Origin of the sequence: Salmonella sp. 3C, from assembly GCF_025426275.1 — a bacterium.
In the GTDB taxonomy this organism is placed as follows: Bacteria; Pseudomonadota; Gammaproteobacteria; order Enterobacterales; family Enterobacteriaceae; genus Salmonella; species Salmonella enterica.
In genome coordinates this window covers 1,114,343-1,139,731 of the sequence record NZ_CP104858.1, presented here as the reverse complement: position 1 = coordinate 1,139,731, position 25,389 = coordinate 1,114,343, and the positions used below count along the sequence as shown (strand labels likewise).

Annotated in this window: 19 protein-coding genes, 1 other RNA gene and 1 pseudogene; 13 read left to right on the top strand and 8 right to left on the bottom strand. The window is 51.9% G+C overall.

Going from position 1 to position 25,389, the window contains the following annotated elements:
• Positions 1–31 precede the first annotated feature (31 nt).
• On the top strand, positions 32–895 hold the full coding sequence (rsmI, locus tag N7E69_RS05390; protein WP_000812295.1) for a 16S rRNA (cytidine(1402)-2'-O)-methyltransferase: 864 nt from the start codon (positions 32–34) through the stop codon (positions 893–895).
• A gap of 157 nt (positions 896–1,052) precedes the next feature.
• On the opposite strand, the gene N7E69_RS05385 is transcribed toward rsmI, so the two are convergent.
• From N7E69_RS05385 to garD, 8 genes are all read right to left on the bottom strand, one after another.
• A complete protein-coding gene (locus N7E69_RS05385; RefSeq protein WP_001083896.1) occupies positions 1,053–1,826 on the bottom strand; it encodes a DeoR/GlpR family DNA-binding transcription regulator in 774 nt (257 codons plus the stop codon).
• 110 nt (positions 1,827–1,936) lie between these two features.
• Positions 1,937–2,980, bottom strand: coding sequence for a galactitol-1-phosphate 5-dehydrogenase (gene gatD, locus N7E69_RS05380; RefSeq protein WP_000844176.1), 1,044 nt, complete (start codon positions 2,978–2,980; stop codon positions 1,937–1,939).
• 43 nt (positions 2,981–3,023) lie between these two features.
• Complete coding sequence (locus tag N7E69_RS05375; protein WP_000490603.1) at positions 3,024–4,397, bottom strand: galactitol-specific PTS transporter subunit IIC; 1,374 nt, start codon at positions 4,395–4,397, stop codon at positions 3,024–3,026.
• 3 nt (positions 4,398–4,400) lie between these two features.
• Complete coding sequence (gene gatB, locus N7E69_RS05370; protein ID WP_000824293.1) at positions 4,401–4,685, bottom strand: PTS galactitol transporter subunit IIB; 285 nt, start codon at positions 4,683–4,685, stop codon at positions 4,401–4,403.
• 30 nt (positions 4,686–4,715) lie between these two features.
• On the bottom strand, positions 4,716–5,180 hold the full coding sequence (gatA, locus tag N7E69_RS05365) for a PTS galactitol transporter subunit IIA (RefSeq protein WP_000080445.1): 465 nt from the start codon (positions 5,178–5,180) through the stop codon (positions 4,716–4,718).
• Positions 5,181–5,194: 14 nt separating this feature from the next.
• Entirely contained in the window at positions 5,195–6,466 is a 1,272-nt protein-coding gene (gatZ, locus tag N7E69_RS05360) for a tagatose-bisphosphate aldolase subunit GatZ (protein WP_001675498.1), read from the bottom strand.
• Positions 6,467–6,585: 119 nt separating this feature from the next.
• Entirely contained in the window at positions 6,586–7,440 is an 855-nt protein-coding gene (locus N7E69_RS05355) for a tagatose bisphosphate family class II aldolase (protein WP_000469979.1), read from the bottom strand.
• 257 nt (positions 7,441–7,697) lie between these two features.
• Positions 7,698–9,269, bottom strand: a complete 1,572-nt coding sequence (gene garD, locus N7E69_RS05350) for a galactarate dehydratase (protein WP_001273723.1) — start codon at positions 9,267–9,269, stop codon at positions 7,698–7,700.
• Positions 9,270–9,798: 529 nt separating this feature from the next.
• On the opposite strand from garD, the gene garL reads away from it, so the two are divergent.
• The 12 genes and pseudogenes from garL (at position 9,799) to N7E69_RS05290 (ending at position 25,351) form a co-directional block, all read left to right on the top strand.
• A complete protein-coding gene (garL, locus tag N7E69_RS05345; protein ID WP_001057715.1) occupies positions 9,799–10,569 on the top strand; it encodes a 2-dehydro-3-deoxyglucarate aldolase in 771 nt (256 codons plus the stop codon).
• A 25-nt stretch (positions 10,570–10,594) separates the two neighbouring features.
• Complete coding sequence (gene garR / locus N7E69_RS05340) at positions 10,595–11,485, top strand: 2-hydroxy-3-oxopropionate reductase (RefSeq protein WP_000178106.1); 891 nt, start codon at positions 10,595–10,597, stop codon at positions 11,483–11,485.
• Positions 11,486–11,582: 97 nt separating this feature from the next.
• Complete coding sequence (gene garK, locus N7E69_RS05335; protein WP_000706458.1) at positions 11,583–12,728, top strand: glycerate 2-kinase; 1,146 nt, start codon at positions 11,583–11,585, stop codon at positions 12,726–12,728.
• A 32-nt stretch (positions 12,729–12,760) separates the two neighbouring features.
• Positions 12,761–13,135, top strand: an RNA gene (gene rnpB / locus N7E69_RS05330) — RNase P RNA component class A.
• 819 nt (positions 13,136–13,954) lie between these two features.
• The gene (gene tdcA / locus N7E69_RS05325) at positions 13,955–14,893 is read left to right on the top strand and encodes a transcriptional regulator TdcA (protein WP_001751455.1); all 939 of its coding nucleotides are present in this window, start codon (positions 13,955–13,957) and stop codon (positions 14,891–14,893) included.
• 97 nt (positions 14,894–14,990) lie between these two features.
• Entirely contained in the window at positions 14,991–15,980 is a 990-nt protein-coding gene (gene tdcB, locus N7E69_RS05320; RefSeq protein ID WP_000548368.1) for a bifunctional threonine ammonia-lyase/L-serine ammonia-lyase TdcB, read from the top strand.
• A gap of 20 nt (positions 15,981–16,000) precedes the next feature.
• On the top strand, positions 16,001–17,332 hold the full coding sequence (gene tdcC, locus N7E69_RS05315; protein ID WP_000108129.1) for a threonine/serine transporter TdcC: 1,332 nt from the start codon (positions 16,001–16,003) through the stop codon (positions 17,330–17,332).
• A 66-nt stretch (positions 17,333–17,398) separates the two neighbouring features.
• Positions 17,399–18,607, top strand: a complete 1,209-nt coding sequence (tdcD, locus tag N7E69_RS05310) for a propionate kinase (RefSeq protein WP_001001845.1) — start codon at positions 17,399–17,401, stop codon at positions 18,605–18,607.
• 33 nt (positions 18,608–18,640) lie between these two features.
• Positions 18,641–20,935 (top strand): formate C-acetyltransferase, encoded by a 2,295-nt coding sequence (pflB, locus tag N7E69_RS05305; protein ID WP_001265608.1) that lies wholly within the window; start codon positions 18,641–18,643, stop codon positions 20,933–20,935.
• Between the two features lie 69 nt (positions 20,936–21,004).
• Positions 21,005–22,369, top strand: a complete 1,365-nt coding sequence (gene tdcG, locus N7E69_RS05300; protein ID WP_000622075.1) for an L-serine ammonia-lyase — start codon at positions 21,005–21,007, stop codon at positions 22,367–22,369.
• A 314-nt stretch (positions 22,370–22,683) separates the two neighbouring features.
• A pseudogene (locus tag N7E69_RS05295) lies at positions 22,684–24,015 on the top strand (hypothetical protein).
• 25 nt (positions 24,016–24,040) lie between these two features.
• Complete coding sequence (locus N7E69_RS05290; protein ID WP_001751452.1) at positions 24,041–25,351, top strand: serine dehydratase subunit alpha family protein; 1,311 nt, start codon at positions 24,041–24,043, stop codon at positions 25,349–25,351.
• Positions 25,352–25,389 lie beyond the last annotated feature (38 nt).

Sequence of the window (25,389 nt, the reverse complement as noted above, 5' to 3'; positions counted from 1 at the left end):
TCAATATTAAATCGGCAATACGGACGACACAATGAAACAAAACGAATCGGCGGATAATTCTCAGGGCCAACTCTTTATTGTACCTACTCCTATCGGTAATCTGGCGGATATTACCCAGCGTGCGTTGGAGGTGTTACAGGCTGTAGATCTGATTGCCGCCGAGGATACTCGTCACACCGGTTTATTGCTGCAACATTTTGGGATTAATGCCCGATTGTTCGCGCTGCACGACCATAACGAACAACAAAAAGCGGAAACGCTGGTCGCGAAGCTAAAAGAAGGGCAGAACATTGCGCTGGTTTCCGACGCCGGTACGCCGCTGATTAACGATCCGGGCTACCATCTGGTGCGTACTTGCCGTGAAGCGGGGATTCGCGTGGTGCCGCTACCAGGGCCGTGTGCTGCTATCACTGCATTAAGCGCCGCGGGTTTACCATCAGATCGTTTTTGTTATGAAGGCTTCCTGCCTGCCAAATCAAAAGGCCGCCGTGATGCGCTAAAAGCCATTGAAACGGAACCGCGAACGCTGATTTTTTATGAGTCAACCCACCGCCTGTTAGATAGCCTGGAAGATATCGTCGCGGTATTGGGAGAATCCCGTTATGTGGTGCTGGCGCGTGAGCTGACCAAAACCTGGGAAACCATTCACGGCGCGCCCGTTGGCGAGCTGCTGGCGTGGGTCAAAGAAGATGAAAACCGTCGCAAAGGCGAAATGGTGCTGATTGTCGAAGGCCATAAAGCGCAAGAAGACGACCTGCCCGCCGACGCGCTGCGCACGCTGGCGCTGCTACAGGCAGAACTGCCGCTGAAAAAAGCGGCGGCGCTGGCAGCAGAAATTCACGGCGTGAAGAAAAATGCGCTGTATAAGTATGCGCTGGAGCAGCAGGAAGAATAAAAGCGAGCGCCCGGGAACCGCCTTTTATCGCCATCGCGTTAATACTCAATCAGGTGATTGATGTGGGTAAATTGATGGGGGCATTGGGCGGTGATAGCGGGCCGGACCTTTCCTTCGGGCTTACTCTCGCGATCAGCAACGCATAACCGACTCCTTTTTAGACGATCATTAATTCCACGCCTGTTTTCGCTAATGCCGCTTTATCCTGTTTGCTGATGGTGTCATCGGTTATCACACAGTCGATCTTGTCCATCGGCAATACCTGGTTAAAGCCGCGACGGTTAAATTTGGTCGCGTCCAGTACCGCGATAACTTTGTGTGCCGCCGCCGCCATGACGCCGCTAATGGAATAACCTTCGTTAAACGTGGTAATACCGTTTGTCGCATCAATGCCATCCGCCCCGACAAACATTAAATCGGCGCTGATGCCGTGTAGCGATCGTTCCGCAATCGTGCCGTGCATTGAGTGGGTTTTATGCCGTACCGTACCGCCGCAGACCACCAGCGTGAGATCTTTATTTTCTGATAGCGTAAAAGCGGCAGGCAAGCTGTTAGTGATCACCGTAATATTGCTTTTTCGCGCGAGCGCTTCCGCAATCAGTAATGTTGTGCTCCCGCTATCCAGAATGATGGTCATTCCTTCTTCAACCATTGCCGCAGCCGCCTGGGCAATCCGCTTTTTCGGATCGCTGGCGAGTTGATACCGATCTTCCAGAATGACTTCCTGATTGTCGCCTTCCGCCAGATGACTTCCCGGTTTTGCCGCGCCGCCATGAAAACGGGTGACAAGGCCTTTCTCTTCCAGCAGACGCAGGTCAGCACGGATAGTCACTTCAGAAATACCAAATGTATTTGAAAGGTCCATCACCAGCACGCTGCCTTGCGTATTAATCAGGTCGACAATTTTATTTCTTCGCTCAAATGAGTTCATATTGATTTGCCTGATAATTAACTGTAACTAGTTTAAACGAAGGATTGCGAAAGGTGAACGCTAAATTTCGAAAGGAAATGTGAGCCAGCGCAGGTTGCTGGCTCGTACCATCAGGAAAGTTGAAGTAGGATTTTGCCCTGCATGGGCGCGCCATTAAGCGCTTTGACTGCTTCTGCAAAGCTTTCCGCATCGCCGCGATGGGCAATGAGAGGGGTCAGTTGAAGACGTTTTTCAGCCAACAGGCGCGCTGCGGTTTCCCATTCTTCTCCTGGCCATGGCGCGGAGTAGTTCATCCAACTGCCGAGGAGCGTGAGCTCTTTACGCAAAATTAGCCCGAATGTACGCGTTGTCAGGGTGAGATCCTGATGTAACGTCCCCACCAGCGCCAGTTGCGCGCGCGGCCCGGCGATATCGATAGCCAGCGAGACGGTCTGGGGAGTTCCTGCCGTTTCGAGAACCAGTTGATCAAACTGAATGTCGGACAACGCGGTCTGGATGTCGTCGGCGGTCATTTCCCGGCTATTACAGGTATGCGTTGCGCCGAGCGCTTTCGCAAGTTCCAGTTTCTGCGGATTGATATCAATCGCCGTTACGCTTCGCGCGCCCAGTTCCCGCGCGCACTGTAAGGCCAGCAGGCCAATTGTCCCGGCACCAACGATAATTACGTTTTTCCCCTCGCAGCCCTGCGCCAGATGAAAGGCGTGTAAGCCCACGGTAATTGGTTCGATAAACGCGCCATCTTCAATCGGCATATCAGACGGCAAGCGGAAAAGATTGGCCCGTTTGACCACCACATATTCCGCATTACCGCCTTCGCTGCGCGATCCTACAAACTGATACTGTTTGCATAAAGAAAAGTAACCGCGTTCGCATTGCGGACAGTGAAAGCAGGGAAGAAGCGGGACACAAGCGACGGCATCGCCAGGCTGCATATCCGTTACGCCTGTGCCGTAGGATTCAACGTAGCCGCTGAATTCATGGCCTAACGTAATAGGATAATAATGGGCGCCCTGCGCGAAAATACGCGGGATATCCGACCCGCAAAGCCCTGAGCTAACGACTTTGACCAACACATCGTCCTCGGCTTGCAGTTGTGGTAAGGGACGTTCTTCAACGCGCACGTCTCCCTCAGCGTGAATAACCACTGATTTCATAACATTCTCCAGGAAGGTGAGGGGAGCGATTGCTCCCCTAAAATTAAGAGGCGATTTGACTTTGCTGTAGCGCCGTGGCTTTCTCAGCCGCGACAAACTGTCGGGCGCGACGCCAGGTCAGCAGTACGCCGGCCAGATAGATAATGGCAATGACGGCGAAGCCGACGATATTCTGCCAGGTAAAAAGTTGAATCAGCAGCCAAGTGATGGGAGAACCGCCCTGATCCAGCGAGGCGACTTGTCCGCCAGCTTTTAGCGCTCCGGCATTGGCAGCCAGTTGGGTATGCAGGCCAATCGTCTGGGTGGCTATCCACAGGGTGATACCCATAATAATGACACCTGAAATCAGCGTGCGGAACAGGTTGCCCTGGTGTACCGCGACCGCCATCGCAATAAAGAAACCGATGGTGGCGAGGTCGCCGAACGGCAGCACCTGGTTCCCCGGTACTAAGACGGCAATCAGGATGGTCAGCGGAATGAATATCAGGCTCGCGGAGACAACAGAGGTATGACCGAGCAGTAGCGCTGGATCAAGGCCTATCAGGAACTCCTGCCCGCCAAATTTATCCTGTAGACGTTTACGCGCATGTTTCGCGATAGGCGTTAGGCCATCCATAATAGGTTTAATGACGCGTGGCATAAGCAGCATCACCGCTGCGGTTTTGACCGCCAGTTGCAGAACGGCTTTGGCGTCGTAGCCTGCCAGTACACCAATCACCAGCCCCATCACGAAGCCGACAGTCACCGGCTCGCCAAACGGTCCGAAGCGTTTCTGGACATCGTCTGCGCTAAAGTGAATACGATTGAGACCCGGAATTTTCTCGATAATGGTATCAACGAGTACCGCCACGGGGCCCAGGTACGCGGATGAACCGTGTGGGATAGCAATCCCCTCGAGGCCAAAATAGTCGCGGGTATCTTTGGCAAACCAGTCCCCCAGTTTGTAGACAAAGGCGGCATGAACCACAACGCCCAGAATCCCCAGCCAGTATGAACCGGTCGCCAGATGCAGCATGGCGCCCGTGAAGGTCATGTGCCAGATATTCCAGATATCAACATTCACCACGCGGGTCATGCGGGTCACCAGCATCAGGACGTTAACCCCGATGGCGACAGGGATCGCGACCAGCGCGATTTGTGACGCCCAGGTCATGGGCGATGAACCTGGCCAGCCGACGTCAATAACGTGGAGATTGATTTGGAAATGTTCCGCCATGGCTTTCGCCGCGGGGCCGATAGAATCCAGCATCAGGCCGATGACCAGACCAATACCCACGAAGCCGATACCAATATGCAAACCCGATTTAAAACAATCCCCAAGCTTCATTCCCAGCAGTTTAGAGAACACGATGATCACCAGAGGCAACATCACCGTTGGGCCTAAGTCGAGGATATAACGCATTATTTCGCTAAACATACGTTACCCCATGAGAATGGACAGAATTTTTTGCTGTAATGCTTCAATACCCACGCCGGAAACAAAAGGCATACCGTGAACGACGGGAATATCGCCAAAGGCGCGATCGACCCTGGCAGTGGTACAGATAAGATCGGCGCCGTCCATATAGGTTTCGATTTCGGTGACCCGGCATTGCACTAAGTCGAGCTCAATATGGTTGGCATCACATAGCTCTTTAATTTCTTCCGCAGCCATCGTTGAGGTTGCAACCGCACCGCCACAGGCCACAATTACTTTACGTTTCATAGGGTATTCCTCATTATTATCAATTTATTATCAAACCTGGACGCACTGCTCAGGCTCAAGGATGGTTTCCTGAAAGCGTATCGCCAGTTCGGCATCCGGCGCGCTTAACAGGGCATCGAGGGTGCTCGGGTTCTGTAGCTCACTAAACAGGCGGCGCAGAAGTTTTAGCTGTGCCGCCGGGTTTTCAACGATTAAGGCGATGATTAACGAAACGGCAATCTCTTCGTCATCATCCGCCTGTTGAAACATGACCGGCTTATCTGGACGAATCAGATAGATAGCGGGTGATTTCGCATGAACCGCCTCGCAATGAGGGATAGCGACGGCGTGACGCTCCAGCGCAATGCCGGTAGGAAAAGACGCTTCACGTTCCACCAGCGCCTGCGGATAACTATCATGCACCACGCCTTTCGCCAGCATCTCTTTGCCAATGTGCGCCAGCGCCTGTTGGCTCGAGTCGAATGTGATTCCGGTTCGGACAAATAGTTGGCTCATAAATTCTCCATTATTCAGGCGACATCCGGCGTGCAACCGAAGCGATAAGCGCGCAGAACATCCTGAATTTTGTCAATAATCAGGTTATGCGGCGTGGGGGTGAGCACGCCCTCAGACAGGCGTTCAAACTGTACGGGCATAAACTGGCTAATTAATCCCAGCGGCAATGTGACGTTGTTCAGATTGGCGATTAACTTTTCTACGCTTTGACGAATACGCGGGTGCGGCCAGTAATAGCGAATACGGTCAGACAAACTAAAGTGGATGTCGACCATCGCCTGGCTCCAGGTTGGACGGTAGTATTTTTTCCAGTAGCCCGGTTCGTTTAGCATAACTTCATCAATGACCTCCAGTACCCGACTACGTTGTTCCGGGGAGATCAGCTCGTTTTCCATTTGCGCAAGTGCGAAAATGGCTTCGCGCAGGGCGAAAGTGAGCGCCGGGCCGACCTTCAAAATGGCGTAATGATCGCGTACCAGCGCACGGTAGGCCTGTCGCGTCTGATAATCAGTCGAATGCGCTTCATAGACCATCGGCGTTTCTTTTATCCAGTTGGAAAGCGCTTTAGCGGCCTGCGGTTGATAGTGGATAATCTGTGTATGGTCGAATTCTACGCCCGGCTGTACGACAATCGCGATAACCCGGTTCAATGCCTCATCCAGCCCCAGGGCGCGAAAAGCAGCCTGATGCGTTTGCAGCGTGCGGGCCGCATCCTGTTCGCGGGTAACATGCACGGCGTTAATGGCGCTGGCTTCCCCGCCCGGAACCGGAACTTCAGTGCCGATAACATAGGTTAAATGGCGTTTTTGTTCGTCGGTCGCCGTCGTTTCCGCTGCCTGGCAAAGCAAGGCGGCGCGTTTAGCGACAACCATTGGGTCCAGCGGCGTCGGGTCGTCAGCGCAGGACATAGAGGCATCAAGATGGATTTTGCTAAACCCGGCAGCGACGTAAGCCTTAATGAGTTCGACGGATTTTTCCATCGCCGTATCCGCAGGTTCGTTTTGCCAGCAGTTAGGTCCCAGGTGATCGCCGCCTAAAATAAGCCGTTCGCGTGGAAAACCCACTTCCTGGGCGATGCCATAGACAAAATCACGAAAGTCAGCCGGTTTCATGCCGGTATAACCGCCAAACTGATTAACCTGGTTAGAGGTCGCCTCGATCAGAACTTTGTTCCCGCTATTCAGGTCAAAACGTAATGCGGATTCAATCACCAGCGGGTGTGCTGAACATACGGAACAGATCCCTATCTGTTCCCCTGCTTTGTGACGAGAAATTATTTCTTTCACTTCTGGCTCCGATATCTTTTGTTTATCTTCATAATATTTTTGGTTTGAAGGCAAAGGATAATAATGGCTTTCGTGATCCAGCTATGAAAACGCCCTTTGCCGTGCTAAATCCGGGGGCTTTAGAGCTTCCCTTCACAACCGCAGTCGGCAATCACTTTACGTACAACCTCTTTCATGGCCGCTTTCGCCGGGATCATGTAATGGCGGGGATCGCTGGCCTCTGCGTGTTGCGTTAAATAGTTTTTAAGCGCGCCGGAAAAGGCGATTTTAAGCTCGGTCGCGACGTTAACTTTGCAGATGCCCAGCGAAATAGCGCGGGTAATATCGCGGGTCGGCAGGCCAGAGGCGCCGTGAAGGACTAAGGGGACATCAACCCGCTGACGAATTTCCGTCAGTCGTTCAAAATCAAGTTTTGGTTCAGCGGTGTAGAGGCCGTGAGCGGTGCCGATAGCAATGGCTAACGAGTCGATACCCGTTTTTTCTACAAATTCCCGGGCCTGTTCCGGATGGGTATAAAGCGCATCTTTACCGTCAACGATAAGATCGTCTTCCTGCCCGCCGAGACGCCCAAGTTCAGCTTCAACGCTGACATCGTAGCGATGACAGTAATCAACCACACTTTTCACCAGCGCAATATTGTCGGCAAAGGGGAAATGCGACCCGTCGATCATGACCGAGCGTACCCCGGCGGCGACTTTCATTTTGATGTCGGCCAGTTTTTCATGATGATCGAGATGTACCGCGAGAGGATGGTTCCAGCTTTTCGCCAGTTCTGCGGCGATGGCCACGATATTACCGACGCCTGCGTAGCTAAAGGTGCCTGGCGTACCGGCGACAATCAGCGGAGAGCGCAATTCTGCGGCGGTTTCCACCACCACTTGCAATGTCTCCAGGTTGTGGATGTTAAACGCCGGCACAGCATAGCCTTCCTGCTGCGCCTTCTTTAGCATTGTTCTGCCTGAAATGATAAACATCCTTCCTCCGAAATCTTTCGTTTGTTTTCTTTGAAAGAATTTATAGGCTTTCGGAATGTTTTTTTGTGATTTTGATCTGATAAATGAAAGTTTCGAAATAAAATGGAAGTTATCGAAAGTCAGGAGTAAAAAAAGCATGTCGGGCAGACATACTTCAGGCTACAGACTAAGGGCGAAAAAATACCGGGTAGCGCTGGCGCTTACCCGGTCTACAGATTATGCGGTTATACCCTGGTCGGAGAAGGGTACTGACTGGATCAGGTCACAGGTGCGGGGTTAAACACTGCCAGCTGGTTATGCAATCCCCATTGATCTGAGAAAGTCTTTTTCCGGCCGCTGGCGACATCGAGAATAAAGTGAAATAGCTTCCAGCCCACATCTTCGATTGTCTCTTCACCCGTGGCGATGGTGCCTGCATTGATATCCATTAAGTCATACCAGCGGTTCGCCAGCTCGGTACGCGTCGCCATTTTAATGACCGGCACCGCCATCAGCCCGTACGGCGTGCCGCGTCCGGTGGTAAAGACCTGTACGGTAATGCCGGAAGCGACCTGCTGCGTGCCGCAGACGAAATCGCTGGCGGGCGTCGCGGCGTAAATCAGGCCGCGTTTGGTGGGGCGCTGGCCCGGCGATAATACTTCGACAATGGCGCTCTTACCCGATTTAGCGATAGAGCCCAACGCTTTTTCCACGACGTTCGCCAGGCCGCCTTTTTTGTTGCCAGGGGACGGGTTAGCGCTGCGATCGGTTTTCCCCATATCAAGATAGTTATCGTACCAGGCCATTTCATCCAGCAGGCGTTTACCCACGGCTTCGTTGATGGCGCGCGGCGTCAGAAGATGAATGGCATCGCGCACTTCGGTGACCTCCGAGAACATGACGGTCGCGCCGCAGCGTACCAGCAGATCGGAAGCATAACCCACCGCCGGGTTTGCCGTGACGCCAGAAAACGCATCGCTGCCGCCACACTGCATCCCGACGACCAGCTCGGAGGCCGGGCAGGTTTCGCGCTGGCGCTGGTTCAGTTTCGTCAGATGGCGTTCGGCGACCCGCAAAATATCGTCGACCATTGATTTAAAGCCGACATGCTGCTCGTCCTGTAAACGCACAATACTGGCGCTTTCAACGGCGATGGCGGGAACATCCTCGGTGCCTTCCAGCAGCCGTTCCGGCTGCAGTTTTTCGCAACCGAGGCCAATCACCATCACTTCGCCGCCAAAATTGGGGTTGAGCGCGATATTATGAATCGTGCGAATCGGCACGACCGCCGCCGGCGCGTTGATTGCCACGCCGCAGCCGTACAGATGGTTTAGCCCTACAACGCCATCGACATTCGGGTATTTGGGCAGGAGATCGCGCTCAATCACTTTCACCACATAATCGACCACGCCCGCCACACAGTGCACGCTGGTGGTAATGCCAAGCAGATTTTTGGTGCCGACGCTGCCATCGGCGTTACGATAGCCCTCAAACGTATAGCCTTCCAGCGGCGGCAGCGGTTCCGGTACTTTGGTCGCCAGCGGTAGCGTATTCAGCGGCGGCGCTTTTGGCAGTTCAACCAGCGACTCGTCGATCCAGCTTCCGCGCGGGATGTCGCGTACCGCATAACCGATGACTTCGCCATAACGGATGATTTCGCCGTGAGCGGGGATATCCGTCAGAGCAACTTTATGGCCTTGCGGAATATGTTCAGTCAGTTCCAGGCCATCCGGAAAACGTGTTCCGGCTTTAAGACCGTGGTCATTAACAATAATTGCGACATTATCGGTTTCATGTACTTTTATATAAAACGCCGATGGCGATTCCTGGCGAATTTCGATATTGGCCATTGTTCAACATTCTCCAGCCTGGATGATAGAAATAGGATTATCTATTTTGGTTATGGTTAAATCGTTAAATCTCAATATAAGAAATAAAGTTCATGCATAATGAAATAAGAATGACAGGAGTATAAATATAAGAATGTGATCCAGATCACCGCAAATTATGAAATTTTTTATGTAGGCCGGGTAAAGCGTAAATGTGTGCATTAGCGCCCAGTATCATGGGCGTATGCTCAAAAATAAGCGTTAAATAATCCCTTTTTAATGAGCGTTTGCACAATGATTATCCGCCATAGGCTGTTTATACTGAATGGCGAATTCAGTGTATCTGACGAGTTATTTGAAAATACCATGATAATAATAAAAGACGATAAAGATATCAGAACGGTATATTGTGCTACAGGATGTGTACCACATTAGAAATAGAATGCGGAGACCCATTCTGATTTCAGATAAGCATTTTATTGTCGTTGCTATAAGTTATGGTGGCGGCATCACATGTAGAGAATTAAAGAAATAAGCGAAGGTATAAGCGATGAATAACGCTATTTTCCCGAATAAGTTTAAAGCGGCGCTGGCGGCGCAACAGGTACAGATTGGCTGCTGGTCTGCACTGGCAAGCCCAATCACCACCGAAGTTCTCGGTCTGGCGGGATTTGACTGGCTGGTGCTGGATGGCGAACATGCGCCGAACGATGTGACCACCTTAATTCCGCAGTTAATGGCATTGAAAGGCAGCGCCAGCGCGCCTGTGGTACGTGTGCCAACCAATGAACCGGTCATTATCAAACGGATGCTGGATATTGGGTTTTATAATTTCCTGATCCCCTTTGTTGAAACGCAAGAGGAAGCGGCTCGCGCCGTCGCCTCGACGCGTTACCCGCCGGAAGGCATTCGCGGCGTCTCCGTTTCTCACCGCGCGAATATGTTCGGTACGGTGCCTGATTACTTTGCGCAGTCGAACAAAAACATCACCATTATTGTTCAAATCGAAAGCCAGTTGGGTGTCGACAATGTTGATGCCATCGCCGCAACGGAAGGCGTTGATGGCATTTTTGTCGGCCCAAGCGATTTGGCCGCCGCGCTGGGTCATCTCGGCAATGCTTCTCACCCTGACGTGCAGCAGACGATTCAACATATTTTCGCCCGCGCTAAAGCGCACGGTAAACCGTGCGGCATTCTGGCGCCGGTAGAGGCGGATGCCCGCCGTTATCTGGAATGGGGCGCGACCTTTGTCGCCGTTGGCAGCGATTTAGGCGCATTCCGCGCCAGCACGCAGAAGCTTGCCGACACCTTTAAAAAATAATCCTGGTATGGAAAGAGAGAACGCTATGACGATGAAAGTTGGCTTTATTGGCTTAGGCATCATGGGTAAGCCCATGAGCAAAAACTTACTGAAAGCAGGGTATTCGCTGGTGGTGTCCGATCGTAATCCTGAAGCGATTGCCGACGTCATTGCCGCAGGCGCGGAAACGGCCTCTACGGCGAAGGCGATCGCTGAACAGTGTGACGTCATCATCACGATGCTGCCTAACTCTCCGCATGTGAAAGAGGTTGCGCTGGGCGAGAACGGTATCATCGAAGGCGCGAAGCCGGGAACCGTATTGATTGATATGAGTTCTATCGCGCCGCTGGCAAGCCGTGAAATCAGCGATGCGCTGAAGGCGAAGGGCGTTGAGATGTTGGATGCGCCGGTCAGCGGCGGCGAGCCGAAGGCGATTGATGGCACGTTGTCGGTGATGGTGGGGGGCGATAAAGCCATTTTCGACAAGTACTACGACCTGATGAAAGCGATGGCGGGTTCCGTGGTGCATACTGGCGATATCGGCGCAGGCAACGTCACAAAACTGGCTAACCAGGTGATCGTGGCGTTGAATATCGCCGCCATGTCTGAAGCGCTGACGCTGGCGACTAAAGCGGGCGTCAACCCGGATCTGGTCTATCAGGCGATTCGCGGCGGTCTGGCTGGCAGCACGGTACTGGATGCGAAAGCGCCGATGGTCATGGACAGAAACTTTAAGCCAGGTTTCCGTATCGATCTGCACATTAAAGATCTGGCGAATGCGCTGGATACCTCCCACGGCGTTGGCGCGCAGCTCCCGCTGACCGCCGCCGTTATGGAAATGATGCAGGCGTTACGCGCGGATGGACACGGTAATGACGACCATAGCGCGCTGGCGTGCTACTACGAAAAACTGGCGAAAGTGGAAGTCACTCGCTAACGACGTTGTGCCCGGATGGCGTGTAGCGATCCGGGCCTGAATTTCAGGCTGGATAAGTGAAACGCCATCCGGCGTTGTGCAGTAACAGGCTACCACTATGAAAATCGTAATTGCCCCCGACTCCTATAAAGAAAGCCTTTCTGCCGCCGAGGTAGCGCAGGCGATAGAAAAAGGATTTCGGGAAATTTTCCCCGATGCGCAATATGTCTCTGTTCCGGTTGCCGATGGCGGCGAAGGAACGGTCGAAGCCATGATTGCCGCGACGCAGGGCGTTGAACGCGCCGCATGGGTGACCGGGCCGTTGGGTGAAAAAGTGAAAGCCTGCTGGGGAATGTCCGGGGATGGTAAAACCGCGTTTATTGAAATGGCGGCGGCCAGCGGACTGGCGCTGGTTCCACCAGAAAAACGCAACCCTTTGATTACTACCTCGCGGGGAACGGGGGAGCTGATATTGCAGGCGCTGGAAAGCGGCGCAAGCAATATCATTATCGGCATTGGCGGCAGCGCGACAAATGACGGCGGCGCAGGGATGATGCAGGCGCTAGGCGCAAAACTGCGCGATGCAAACGGCGCGGATATCGGTTACGGTGGCGGAAGCCTTCATTGTCTAAGCGACATTGATATTTCAGAGCTCGATCCCCGTTTAAAACTCTGCGCGATTCGTGTCGCTTGCGATGTCTCTAATCCTCTGATCGGCGACAACGGCGCATCACGAATTTTTGGGCCGCAGAAAGGCGCGACCGAAGAGAACATTGTTGAGCTGGACAGAAATCTTGCTCACTATGCCGACATCATAAAAAAATCGCTGAATGTCGACGTAAAGGCGGCGCCCGGCGCAGGCGCGGCAGGCGGTATGGGGGCGGCGTTAATGGCTTTTCTCGGTGCGGAATTACGCAGCGGGATCGAAATTGTCACGGCGGCACTGAACCTGGAGGAGCATATCCACGACTGTACGCTGGTGGTGACGGGAGAAGGGCGGATTGATAGCCAAAGTATTCGCGGTAAAGTGCCGATTGGCGTCGCGAATGTGGCGAAAAAATATCATAAGCCAGTGATTGGCATTGCCGGCAGCCTGACGCACGATGTAGGGATAGTGCATCATTATGGCATCGACGCTGTCTTTAGCGTACTCACGCGCATCGTGACGCTGGAGGAGGCTTTTCGGGGCGCTTTTGACAATATTTATCGGGCATCCAGAAATGTTGCTGCCGCTCTGGCGATAGGAATGCGCAGCGCAGGGTGACAAAGTCGCGCGAACCCTCTATACTGCGCGCCGAAGCTGACCAGACAGTCGCCGCTTCGTCGTCGTCCTTTCGGGGAGACGGGCGGAGGGGAGGAAAGTCCGGGCTCCATAGGGCAGGGTGCCAGGTAACGCCTGGGGGGGAAACCCACGACCAGTGCAACAGAGAGCAAACCGCCGATGGCCCACGTAAGTGGGATCAGGTAAGGGTGAAAGGGTGCGGTAAGAGCGCACCGCGCGGCTGGTAACAGTCCGTGGCACGGTAAACTCCACCCGGAGCAAGGCCAAATAGGGGTTCATAAGGTACGGCCCGTACTGAACCCGGGTAGGCTGCTTGAGCCAGTGAGCGATTGCTGGCCTAGATGAATGACTGTCCACGACAGAACCCGGCTTATCGGTCAGTTTCACCTCTTCATAAAACCCGCTTCGGCGGGTTTTTGCTTTTACAGGGCGGCAGGATGAATGACTGTCCACGACGCTATACCCAAAAGAAAGCGGCTTATCGGTCAGTTTCATCTCTTCATAAAACCCGCTTCGGCGGGTTTTTGCTTATCTGGCCGGTGAAGGGTATAGAGGTTGCAGAAGACGCCAGCGTCACTATCCGGCAATTAATTGACAGCCGTGGTGACATAATATTATTCGTTTTTGTGATGAGAAACACAAAACGCTATGGATTGCGCTCTTTTTAGTTGAAGTGAAAAGCAATCGATTTCTTTCACAAAATTACATCCTGAAAAACAGCAAGAAAGCGGTGTAAATTATTTGTTGTAAATGAAAATTAAATGTATGAAATATTTTGGTTAAAATTTTATTAAATGTTTCTTTACAAACAAATAAGGTAAAAAAATGTGACGCGTAACGGTTTTTAAGCGCATTTACCTTCGGTTTATACTTAAATTTGAGAAATTACGCTTTAAATTTAACGCTGGAATTGCCGATAAAATGTCCCGTAATTGATTGAAATATCGTCTTCATGGGATGTCGAAAATAGGAGATAAAATAGGCTGGTTATCGCCATAATATATCGTTATCCCGACCCTATTTTTTGATTGAAATCAGGCTAAGTTGCTGTTTTATTTTTGTAACTAATTGAAGTAATAGGTTTTCTTTATTTAATAAAGACCATGTAAAAATTGCGGTAAGTTAATTTGTGAGTGGTCGCACATAACCTTTAAGATTTAATTTGCTACACTTCCTGCCGTTCACAATGTTATTTCAGAGCGGTAGATATGAATACTCTTGTTCTCCCTAAAACACAGCATTTGGTGGTCTTTCAGGAAGTCATTAGAAGTGGTTCTATCAGTTCTGCCGCAAAATCGTTAGGGTTAACCCAACCCGCCGTCAGTAAAATCATTAGCGATGTTGAGGCCTATTTTGGCGTTGAGCTAATTGTACGCAAAAATACCGGCGTTACGTTGACCGAAGCGGGACAGGTACTGCTTTCCTGGTCTGAATCTATCACCCGCGAAATGAAAAACATGATCAACGAGATGAACAGTATGACGTGCAATACCGTTGTCGACGTCTCGTTTGGTTTTCCTTCGCTGATTGGCTTTACCTTCATGTCCGATATGATTCATAAGTTCAAAGAGGCATTTCCAAAAGCGCAGGTATCCATGTACGAAGCCCAGCTCTCTTCATTCCTGCCGGCCCTGCGCGACGGGCGGCTGGACTTTGCTATCGGTACGCTCAGTAATGAAATGCAACTACAGGATCTGCATGTCGAGCCGCTGTTTGAATCAGAGTTTGTCCTGGTAGCCAGCAAGTCCCGAACATGCACCGGCACCATCACACTGGAATCGTTAAAGGACGAACAGTGGGTGTTGCCGCAAACGAATATGGGCTACTACAGCGAATTACTCACCACTCTACAACGAAATGGCATCAGCATCGAAAACATTGTTAAAACAGATTCCGTTGTCACAATATATAATCTTGTTCTCAATGCTGATTTCTTAACTGTTATTCCCTGCGATATGACCACGCCTTTTGGCTCTAATCAATTTATCACGATACCCATAAAAGACACGTTACCCGTCGCACGTTATGCGGCGGTATGGTCTAAAAATTATCGTATCAAAAAAGCCGCTTCAGTATTAGTAGAATTGGCTAAACAATATTCATCATATAATGGATGCAGACGCAGGCAGTTAATAGAAATTGAATGATATGGAATAAACATATTTAGCGAAATTGACGTCACCTGTTTCTTTTGAACAGTGGGCAACGGTAACTTATTTTTAATACCCAGGTTAAGAGGTTATAATGCACATTACATACGATCTCCCGGTTGCAATTGAAGATATCCTCGAAGCGAAAAAAAGACTGGCGGGGAAGATATATAAAACGGGAATGCCTCGCTCTAACTATTTTAGTGAACGTTGCAAAGGCGAAATATTTCTCAAGTTTGAAAATATGCAGCGTACGGGTTCATTTAAAATTCGTGGCGCTTTTAACAAACTTAGCTCGTTAACGGAGGCGGAAAAACGTAAAGGCGTCGTGGCCTGTTCCGCAGGTAATCATGCACAGGGCGTTTCTCTTTCTTGCGCAATGCTGGGTATTGACGGCAAAGTCGTGATGCCGAAGGGCGCGCCAAAGTCAAAAGTGGCGGCCACCTGTGATTATTCGGCGGAAGTGGTGCTCCACGGTGACAACTTCAATGACACCATCGCTAAGGTGAGTGAAATTGTCGAAACCGAAGGCCGCATTTTTATTCCGCCTTACGACGATCCAAAAGTCATTGCCGGACAGGGCACTATTGGTCTGGAAATTATGGAAGATCTGTACGATGTCGATAATGTCATCGTGCCTATTGGCGGCGGCGGTTTAATTGCAGGTATTGCCATTGCGATTAAATCGATTAACCCGACCATTAAAGTTATCGGCGTACAGGCCGAAAATGTTCACGGTATGGCGGCGTCTTATTACGCTGGCGAAATAACCACGCACCGAACGACCGGCACCCTGGCGGATGGTTGTGATGTCTCCCGCCCGGGTAATTTAACCTATGAAATCGTTCGTGAATTAGTCGATGACATTGTCCTGGTTAGCGAAGATGAAATTCGTAACAGCATGATCGCTTTAATTCAGCGCAATAAGGTTATTACTGAAGGCGCTGGCGCTCTGGCTTGCGCCGCACTATTAAGTGGGAAATTAGATAGCCATATTCAGAACAGAAAAACGGTCAGTATTATTTCTGGCGGCAATATCGATCTTTCTCGGGTATCACAAATTACGGGTTTAGTTGACGCTTAATCTTTTCGTGAGGATAGGATATGAGTACTACTGATAGCATTGTATCCAGCCAGGCAAAACAGTCGTCATGGCGTAAATCGGACACGACGTGGACGCTGGGTTTATTTGGTACCGCCATCGGCGCCGGGGTGCTGTTTTTCCCTATCCGCGCCGGGTTTGGCGGGCTTATCCCCATTCTGCTGATGCTGGTTTTAGCTTACCCCATTGCGTTCTATTGTCACCGGGCGCTGGCGCGTCTGTGTTTATCCGGATCTAATCCGTCCGGCAATATTACGGAAACGGTCGAAGAGCACTTTGGTAAAACGGGCGGGGTAGTTATCACGTTCCTTTACTTCTTTGCGATTTGTCCGCTGCTGTGGATTTATGGCGTCACCATCACTAACACGTTCATGACGTTTTGGGAAAACCAGTTGCAGATGCCAGCGTTGAATCGCGGTTTCGTGGCGCTGTTCTTGCTGCTGCTGATGGCCTTTGTGATCTGGTTTGGTAAAGATCTGATGGTTAAGGTGATGAGTTACCTGGTATGGCCGTTTATCGCCAGTCTGGTGCTAATCTCATTATCGCTGATTCCTTACTGGAACTCGGCGGTTATCGATCAGGTTGATCTCAGTAATATCGCGCTGACTGGGCACGATGGCATACTGGTTACGGTGTGGCTGGGCATCTCTATCATGGTGTTCTCCTTTAACTTTTCGCCCATCGTCTCTTCCTTCGTGGTGTCTAAGCGTGAAGAGTATGAGAAAGAGTTTGGCCGCGAATTTACCGAGCGTAAATGTTCACAGATCATCTCGCGCGCCAGTATGCTGATGGTCGCCGTGGTGATGTTCTTCGCCTTTAGCTGTCTGTTTACGCTCTCCCCGCAGAACATGGCGGATGCGAAAGCGCAGAACATTCCGGTACTTTCCTACCTGGCTAACCATTTCGCCTCTTTGTCGGGGACAAAATCTACTTTTGCAACGGTGCTGGAGTATGGCGCGTCTATCATCGCGCTGGTTGCTATTTTCAAATCTTTCTTCGGTCACTACCTGGGGACGCTGGAAGGGCTGAACGGCCTGGTGCTGAAATTCGGTTATAAAGGCGATAAAACCAAAGTCTCTATGGGCAAGCTTAACACCATCAGCATGATCTTCATTATGGGGTCTACCTGGGTCGTAGCTTACGCAAACCCGAACATTCTGGACCTGATTGAAGCGATGGGCGCGCCGATTATCGCCTCGCTGTTATGCCTGCTGCCGATGTACGCCATTCGTAAAGCGCCGTCGCTGGCGAAGTACCGTGGTCGTCTGGATAACGTGTTCGTCACCCTGATTGGTCTGCTGACCATCCTGAATATTGTCTACAAATTGTTCTAATCCTCACGTTTAGCCTGCGTTCCGCCCCAGGGCGTGGACGCAGGCTGACATCGACGGAGGCACTACATGAATGAATTTCCGGTCGTTCTGGTCATTAATTGCGGATCATCTTCTATCAAATTCTCTGTACTGGATTTCGCTACCTGTGATGTTTTAATGGCGGGAATAGCAGATGGAATGAATACTGAAAACGCCTTTTTATCTATTAATGGCGATAAGCCGATAAACCTCTCGCACTCTAATTATGAGGACGCGTTAAAAGCCATTGCCTTTGAGCTGGAAAAACGTGATTTAACGGATAGCGTGGCATTAATTGGTCACCGTATCGCGCACGGTGGAGAGCTATTTACGCAGTCCGTCATTATTACCGATGAGATTATCGATAATATTCGTCGGGTATCACCTTTAGCGCCGCTGCATAATTACGCTAATTTAAGCGGCATTGACGCGGCGCGGCACCTTTTCCCGGCCGTGCGTCAGGTGGCGGTATTTGATACCAGTTTCCACCAGACGCTGGCGCCGGAAGCCTATTTGTACGGATTGCCGTGGGAATATTTTTCCAGCCTGGGTGTGCGTCGCTACGGCTTTCACGGTACGTCGCATCGCTATGTTTCGCGGCGCGCGTATGAACTACTTGACCTCGATGAAAAAAACTCGGGTCTGATTGTCGCGCATCTGGGCAATGGGGCGTCTATCTGCGCGGTACGCAATGGTCAGAGCGTGGATACCTCAATGGGGATGACGCCGCTTGAGGGGCTGATGATGGGCACTCGCAGTGGCGACGTTGATTTCGGCGCGATGGCGTGGATAGCCAAAGAAACCGGGCAGACGTTGAGCGATCTGGAGCGAGTGGTGAATAAAGAGTCCGGTTTGCTCGGCATCTCCGGGTTGTCATCCGACCTTAGAGTCCTGGAAAAAGCCTGGCACGAAGGACATGAGCGCGCCCGGTTAGCGATAAAAACGTTTGTCCACCGTATCGCCCGTCATATTGCCGGACACGCGGCATCGTTACATCGGCTGGATGGCATTATTTTTACCGGCGGTATTGGTGAAAATTCAGTATTAATTCGCCAGTTGGTCATTGAACATTTGGGCGTACTGGGGCTTACGTTAGACGTTGAAATGAATAAGCAGCCGAATTCTCACGGCGAGCGCATTATTTCCGCTAACCCTTCTCAGGTTATTTGCGCTGTTATTCCCACGAATGAAGAGAAAATGATTGCCCTTGATGCCATTCATTTAGGCAACGTGAAAGCACCAGTGGAATTTGCATAACTTAACGGCTGTTCTGTAGAGAGATTATTTTTCATGAGGGTAAATATCGATACCAGCGATATGCTGTATGCCGAAGCATGGCGTGATTTTAAAGGTACGGACTGGAAAGAAGAAATTAATGTCCGTGATTTTATTCAGCATAACTATACGCCCTATGAGGGGGATGAATCTTTTCTCGCCGACGCGACGCCAGCGACCACGGCGCTGTGGGAAAAGGTGATGGCGGGAATACGTATCGAGAACGCGACCCATGCGCCGGTGGATTTCGATACCAACATCGCGACGACGATTACCGCGCACGATGCGGGGTATATTGAAAAAGAGCTGGAAAAAATCGTCGGTTTACAAACGGATAAGCCGCTTAAACGCGCTTTGCATCCGTTTGGCGGCGTTAACATGATCAAAAGTTCATTCCACGCCTATGGCCGCGAAATGGACGCCGATTTTGAATATACCTTTACCGACCTGCGGAAAACCCATAATCAGGGCGTATTCGATGTTTACTCGCCGGATATGCTGCGCTGCCGTAAATCCGGCGTATTAACCGGTTTGCCGGATGGTTATGGTCGCGGGCGCATTATTGGCGATTATCGTCGCGTCGCGCTGTATGGCATCCGTTATCTGGTACGCGAACGCGAGCTGCAATTCGCCGACCTGCAGTCGAATCTGGAGCAGGGACAGAATCTTGAGGCGACGATTCGCCTGCGTGAGGAGTTGGCGGAGCACCGTCGCGCGCTGCTGCAAATGCAGGAGATGGCGGCGAAATACGGCTATGATATCTCCCGCCCGGCGCGGAACGCGCAGGAAGCGGTACAGTGGCTCTACTTCGCCTACCTGGCAGCGGTAAAATCGCAAAATGGCGGTGCAATGTCGCTGGGAAGAACCGCGTCGTTCCTTGATATCTACATTGAGCGCGATTTCAACGCGGGCCTTCTGACAGAGCAGCAGGCGCAGGAGCTGATCGACCATTTCATCATGAAGATCCGCATGGTGCGCTTCCTGCGCACGCCGGAATTTGATTCGCTCTTTTCCGGCGATCCGATCTGGGCCACCGAAGTTATTGGAGGGATGGGGCTCGATGGCCGCACTCTGGTGACGAAAAACTCCTTCCGTTATCTGCATACCCTGCACACGATGGGACCAGCGCCGGAGCCGAACCTGACCATACTGTGGTCAGAAGCGTTGCCGGTGGCATTCAAGAAATATGCTGCGCAGGTCTCCATCGTGACCTCATCTTTGCAGTATGAAAACGACGATTTAATGCGTACCGACTTTAACAGCGACGATTACGCCATCGCTTGTTGCGTCAGCCCGATGGTCATCGGTAAGCAGATGCAGTTCTTCGGCGCGCGCGCCAACCTTGCCAAAACGTTGCTGTACGCTATCAATGGCGGCGTTGATGAGAAACTGAAAATCCAGGTCGGGCCGAAAACCGCGCCATTAATGGATGAGGTGCTGGATTACGACGCGGTAATGGAGAGCCTCGACCACTTTATGGACTGGCTGGCGGTGCAGTACATTAGCGCGCTGAACATCATTCACTACATGCACGATAAGTACAGCTATGAAGCTTCGCTGATGGCGCTGCACGACCGTGATGTGTATCGGACGATGGCGTGCGGCATCGCCGGACTGTCGGTGGCGGCGGATTCCCTGTCCGCCATCAGGTACGCTCAGGTGAAGCCGATTCGCGACGAAAATGGCCTTGCCATCGACTTTGCTATTGAAGGCGAGTATCCGCAGTACGGCAACAACGATGAGCGCGTGGACAGCATCGCCTGCGACCTGGTGAAACGCTTTATGCAAAAAATTAGCGTGTTGCCGACGTATCGCAATGCGGTGCCGACGCAGTCCATTTTGACCATCACCTCGAACGTCGTGTACGGGCAGAAGACCGGCAATACGCCGGATGGACGCCGCGCCGGAACGCCGTTCGCGCCGGGGGCGAACCCGATGCATGGTCGTGACCGCAAAGGGGCGGTGGCCTCGCTGACGTCGGTGGCGAAACTGCCGTTTACCTACGCCAAAGACGGTATTTCGTACACCTTCTCGATTGTGCCTGCGGCGCTCGGGAAAGAAGATGCGGTGCGGAAAACCAATCTTGTCGGCCTGCTGGACGGCTATTTCCATCATGAAGCACAGGTAGAAGGCGGGCAGCATCTGAACGTCAATGTCATGAACCGTGAAATGTTGCTGGATGCGATTGAACATCCGGAAAACTACCCGAACCTGACGATCCGCGTTTCCGGCTATGCCGTGCGCTTCAATGCGCTGACTCGTGAGCAGCAACAGGACGTTATTTCGCGCACCTTTACTCAGGCGATGTAACGTGAACGGGGCGATCGTGTGGATCGCCCCGCGACGGATCTTCACTGAACGGTAATCTTAGGGGGAGATATGATTAGCGCATTTGATATTTTTAAGATTGGCATTGGACCTTCAAGCTCCCATACCGTAGGGCCAATGAATGCAGGAAAATGTTTTATCGATCGGCTGATCGACAGCGGCGACCTGCCGCGAACGACGCGCATCACGGTTGATCTTTACGGATCGCTATCGCTGACGGGCAAAGGCCACGCGACCGATACCGCCATCATTATGGGCCTGGCGGGCAATACGCCGCAGGATGTCAATATTGATAGCATTCCGGCGTTTATCCAGGAGGTTGCCCGCAGCAGCCGTTTATCGGTGGCGGGTGGCGCGCATGTGGTGGATTTTCCCGTCGCCGACAGTATTCTCTTTCACGCTGAAACCCTGGCGCGCCATGAAAACGGTATGCGTATTACCGCCTGGAACGGACAAGCGCCGCTTTTACACAAAACGTATTACTCTATTGGCGGCGGCTTTATTGTCGAAGAGGAGCGTTTTGGTCAGTCGCACGACGTAGAAAAATCGGTGCCGTATGATTTTCATTCCGCCAGCGAACTGTTGACGCTGTGTGAAAGACAGGGGCTCTCGGTTTCCGGCCTGATGATGCAAAATGAACTGGCGTTGCGGAGCAAAGAGCAGATTGACGCTGGCTTTGCCCGCATCTGGCAGGTGATGGCGACCGGAATTGAACGTGGCATGAATACTGAGGGCGTGCTGCCGGGGCCGCTGAACGTTCCACGCCGCGCGGTAGCGTTACGGCGTCTGCTGGTCTCCAGCGATAATCTCTCCCGCGATCCGATGAACGTCATTGACTGGATTAACATGTTCGCCCTGGCCGTGAGCGAAGAGAACGCGGCGGGCGGGCGAGTGGTCACCGCGCCGACCAACGGCGCGTGCGGCATTATTCCCGCGGTGCTGGCCTATTACGACAAATTCCGTCGCCCGGTCAATGCCAACTCTATCGCCCGCTATCTGCTGTCGGCGGGGGCGATTGGCATGCTGTACAAGATGAACGCCTCGATATCCGGCGCGGAAGTGGGGTGTCAGGGTGAGGTTGGCGTCGCGTGTTCGATGGCGGCGGCGGGGCTGACAGAACTGCTGGGCGGCAGCCCTGCGCAGGTCTGTATTGCGGCGGAAATTGCGATGGAGCATAACCTTGGCCTCACCTGTGACCCGGTGGCGGGTCAGGTACAAATCCCTTGTATTGAACGTAATGCGATTAACGCCGTTAAAGCGGTGAATGCGGCGCGAATGGCGCTACGCCGTACCTCTGAGCCGCGGGTTTCGCTCGATAAAGTGATCGAAACCATGTACGAAACGGGTAAAGACATGAACGACAAATATCGCGAGACGTCGCGCGGCGGTCTGGCGATTAAAGTCGTTTGTGGATAGGCCCGACAGGCGCAGCGTGAGCAGGCTATGGGATAACGCAGAAGACAGAAGCTGAGAAAAGGGCGCACCAACGTGCGCCCTTTTTTGTTGTGATACGCGTAAAATAGAGAAAATAACAATATTAAATAAATAGTAAATAGAAAATAATTCTTAACCCACAAGAAATGCAGGCGTTTTATTGGTAAGTTTTTCTCTTATCGTGCGCGTATAATTTTCTTATTACAAGAAAGTACCTGCACCTCACGTTCTGCATATCGCCTTGCTGCGGCACGAAAAATAAAAAAACCTCTACCTACACATTGAGCGAGAATTTTATGGAATCGGCTAGTAATACCAGCGTAATCCTCGACGCATCAGCCCCGGCGCGTCGGGCAGGGATGACAGAAAGCGAATGGCGTGAAGCCATCAAATTTGATAGTACCGACACCGGTTGGGTCATTATGAGTATCGGGATGGCGATCGGCGCAGGGATCGTTTTTCTTCCTGTCTAGGTTGGCCTGATGGGACTTTGGGTCTTTTTACTCTCTTCTATTATTGGCTATCCGGCCATGTACCTGTTCCAGCGGCTGTTTATTAATACGCTGGCGGAATCCCCGGAATGTAAAGACTACCCCAGCGTGATCAGCGGCTATCTGGGCAAAAACTGGGGTATTTTATTAGGCGCGCTGTACTTTGTAATGCTCGTCATCTGGATGTTCGTCTATTCTACGGCAATTACTAACGACAGCGCCTCTTATCTGCATACTTTCGGCGTAACGGAAGGATTACTTTCCGATAGTCCGTTTTATGGTCTGGTGCTGATCTGCATCCTGGTGGCGATTTCCTCACGCGGTGAAAAATTACTGTTCAAAATCTCCACCGGCATGGTGCTGACCAAGCTACTGGTAGTGGCGGCGCTGGGCGTCTCTATGGTGGGTATGTGGCATCTGTATAACATTGGCGCGCTGCCGCCGATGGCCCTGCTGATTAAAAACGCCATTATTACCCTGCCATTTACGCTGACCTCGATTTTATTTATCCAGACGTTAAGCCCAATGGTGATCTCTTACCGTTCACGCGAAAAATCTATTGAGGTCGCACGCCATAAAGCGCTGCGTGCCATGAATATTGCGTTTGGCATCCTGTTCGTTACCGTATTTTTCTATGCGGTTTCCTTCACCCTGGCGATGGGGCATGACGAAGCGGTGAAAGCCTACGAGCAGAATATTTCCGCCCTGGTGATCGCCGCGCAATTTATTAGCGGCGATGGCGCAGGCTGGGTCAAAGTGGTTAGCGTAATTCTGAACATCTTTGCCGTCATGACCGCCTTCTTTGGCGTTTATTTAGGATTCCGCGAAGCGACGCAAGGCATTGTGATGAATATCCTGCGCCGTAAAATGCCCGCCGAGAAGATTAAGGAAAATCTGGTACAGCGCGGCATTATGATTTTCGCTATTTTGCTGGCCTGGAGCGCCATTGTGCTCAATGCGCCGGTACTGAGCTTCACCTCTATTTGTAGCCCTATCTTCGGTATGGTGGGCTGTTTAATTCCGGCACGGTTGGTCTACAAGGTTCCCGCATTGCACAAATATAAAGGCGCTTCGTTGTACCTGATTATTATTACCGGTCTGCTGCTATGCGTTTCTCCGTTCCTGGCATTCTCTTGATATACCTGAGATTAAGGTTGTTGTTATGTTTGAATCTAAAATAAATCCATTGTGGCAAAGTTTTATCCTGGCCGTACAGGAAGAAGTAAAACCGGCGCTGGGGTGTACTGAGCCAATTTCACTGGCGCTGGCGGCAGCGGCGGCGGCGGCTGAACTTGACGGCACAGTTGAACGCATTGACGCGTGGGTTTCGCCTAATCTGATGAAAAATGGTATGGGTGTTACCGTTCCAGGAACGGGAATGGTAGGGCTACCGATCGCCGCGGCGTTGGGCGCGTTGGGCGGTGATGCGAAAGCCGGGTTGGAGGTGTTAAAAGACGCTTCCGCTAAAGCCGTTGCCGATGCAAAAGCGATGCTGGCCGCTGGACATGTCGCGGTGATGTTGCAGGAGCCATGTAACGATATCCTGTTTTCACGGGCGAAAGTGTATAGCGGCGATAGCTGGGCATGTGTCACGATCGTCGGCGATCATACAAATATTGTGCGGATAGAAACCAACAAGGGTGTGGTATTTACCCAGGCCGATAATGCGCAGGAAGAAGAAAAAAACTCGCCACTGGGAGTGCTGTCTCATACCTCGCTGGAAGAGATCCTGGCGTTTGTGAATGCGGTGCCCTTTGACGCTATTCGCTTTATTCTCGATGCGGCCAGGCTAAACGGCGCGTTGTCGCAGGAGGGACTGCGTGGTTCCTGGGGGCTGCATATCGGTTCGACGCTGGCCAAACAGTGCGATCGCGGTCTGCTGGCGAAAGATCTCTCCACGGCGATTTTGATCCGTACCAGCGCGGCGTCAGACGCCAGAATGGGCGGCGCCACGTTGCCCGCGATGAGCAACTCCGGTTCTGGCAACCAGGGGATTACCGCCACGGTGCCAGTCATGGTGGTTGCTGAACATGTCGGCGCCGATGACGAGCGCCTGGCGCGCGCGCTAATGTTATCGCATTTGAGCGCTATCTATATTCACCATCAGCTTCCGCGTTTGTCGGCTCTGTGCGCGGCAACCACGGCGGCGATGGGCGCGGTGGCGGGTATGGCGTGGCTGATAGATGGTCGTTACGACACTATCGCAATGGCTATCAGCAGTATGATTGGTGATGTCAGCGGGATGATTTGCGATGGCGCGTCGAATAGCTGCGCGATGAAAGTCTCTACCAGCGCGTCGGCGGCGTGGAAAGCCGTACTGATGGCGTTGGATGATACGGCGGTGACCGGAAACGAAGGGATTGTGGCGCACAATGTCGAACAATCTATTGCGAATTTGTGTTCGCTGGCGTGTCGCTCAATGCAGCAGACAGACAAGCAGATCATCGAGATTATGGCCAGTAAAGCGCATTAATAATAACGCCCCGGCATGACGTCGGGGCAGCGTGTTGC

What these genes read in the sequence shown, in the direction of transcription:
- rsmI (WP_000812295.1), top strand. Translation starts at nt 32, where the DNA reads ATGAAACAAAACGAATCGGCGGATAATTCTCAGGGCCAACTCTTTATT.
- N7E69_RS05385 (WP_001083896.1), bottom strand. Translation starts at nt 1,826, where the DNA reads ATGAACTCATTTGAGCGAAGAAATAAAATTGTCGACCTGATTAATACG.
- gatD (WP_000844176.1), bottom strand. Translation starts at nt 2,980, where the DNA reads ATGAAATCAGTGGTTATTCACGCTGAGGGAGACGTGCGCGTTGAAGAA.
- N7E69_RS05375 (WP_000490603.1), bottom strand. Translation starts at nt 4,397, where the DNA reads ATGTTTAGCGAAATAATGCGTTATATCCTCGACTTAGGCCCAACGGTG.
- gatB (WP_000824293.1), bottom strand. Translation starts at nt 4,685, where the DNA reads ATGAAACGTAAAGTAATTGTGGCCTGTGGCGGTGCGGTTGCAACCTCA.
- gatA (WP_000080445.1), bottom strand. Translation starts at nt 5,180, where the DNA reads ATGAGCCAACTATTTGTCCGAACCGGAATCACATTCGACTCGAGCCAA.
- N7E69_RS05355 (WP_000469979.1), bottom strand. Translation starts at nt 7,440, where the DNA reads ATGTTTATCATTTCAGGCAGAACAATGCTAAAGAAGGCGCAGCAGGAA.
- garD (WP_001273723.1), bottom strand. Translation starts at nt 9,269, where the DNA reads ATGGCCAATATCGAAATTCGCCAGGAATCGCCATCGGCGTTTTATATA.
- garL (WP_001057715.1), top strand. Translation starts at nt 9,799, where the DNA reads ATGAATAACGCTATTTTCCCGAATAAGTTTAAAGCGGCGCTGGCGGCG.
- garR (WP_000178106.1), top strand. Translation starts at nt 10,595, where the DNA reads ATGACGATGAAAGTTGGCTTTATTGGCTTAGGCATCATGGGTAAGCCC.
- garK (WP_000706458.1), top strand. Translation starts at nt 11,583, where the DNA reads ATGAAAATCGTAATTGCCCCCGACTCCTATAAAGAAAGCCTTTCTGCC.
- tdcA (WP_001751455.1), top strand. Translation starts at nt 13,955, where the DNA reads ATGAATACTCTTGTTCTCCCTAAAACACAGCATTTGGTGGTCTTTCAG.
- tdcB (WP_000548368.1), top strand. Translation starts at nt 14,991, where the DNA reads ATGCACATTACATACGATCTCCCGGTTGCAATTGAAGATATCCTCGAA.
- tdcC (WP_000108129.1), top strand. Translation starts at nt 16,001, where the DNA reads ATGAGTACTACTGATAGCATTGTATCCAGCCAGGCAAAACAGTCGTCA.
- tdcD (WP_001001845.1), top strand. Translation starts at nt 17,399, where the DNA reads ATGAATGAATTTCCGGTCGTTCTGGTCATTAATTGCGGATCATCTTCT.
- pflB (WP_001265608.1), top strand. Translation starts at nt 18,641, where the DNA reads ATGAGGGTAAATATCGATACCAGCGATATGCTGTATGCCGAAGCATGG.
- tdcG (WP_000622075.1), top strand. Translation starts at nt 21,005, where the DNA reads ATGATTAGCGCATTTGATATTTTTAAGATTGGCATTGGACCTTCAAGC.
- N7E69_RS05290 (WP_001751452.1), top strand. Translation starts at nt 24,041, where the DNA reads ATGTTTGAATCTAAAATAAATCCATTGTGGCAAAGTTTTATCCTGGCC.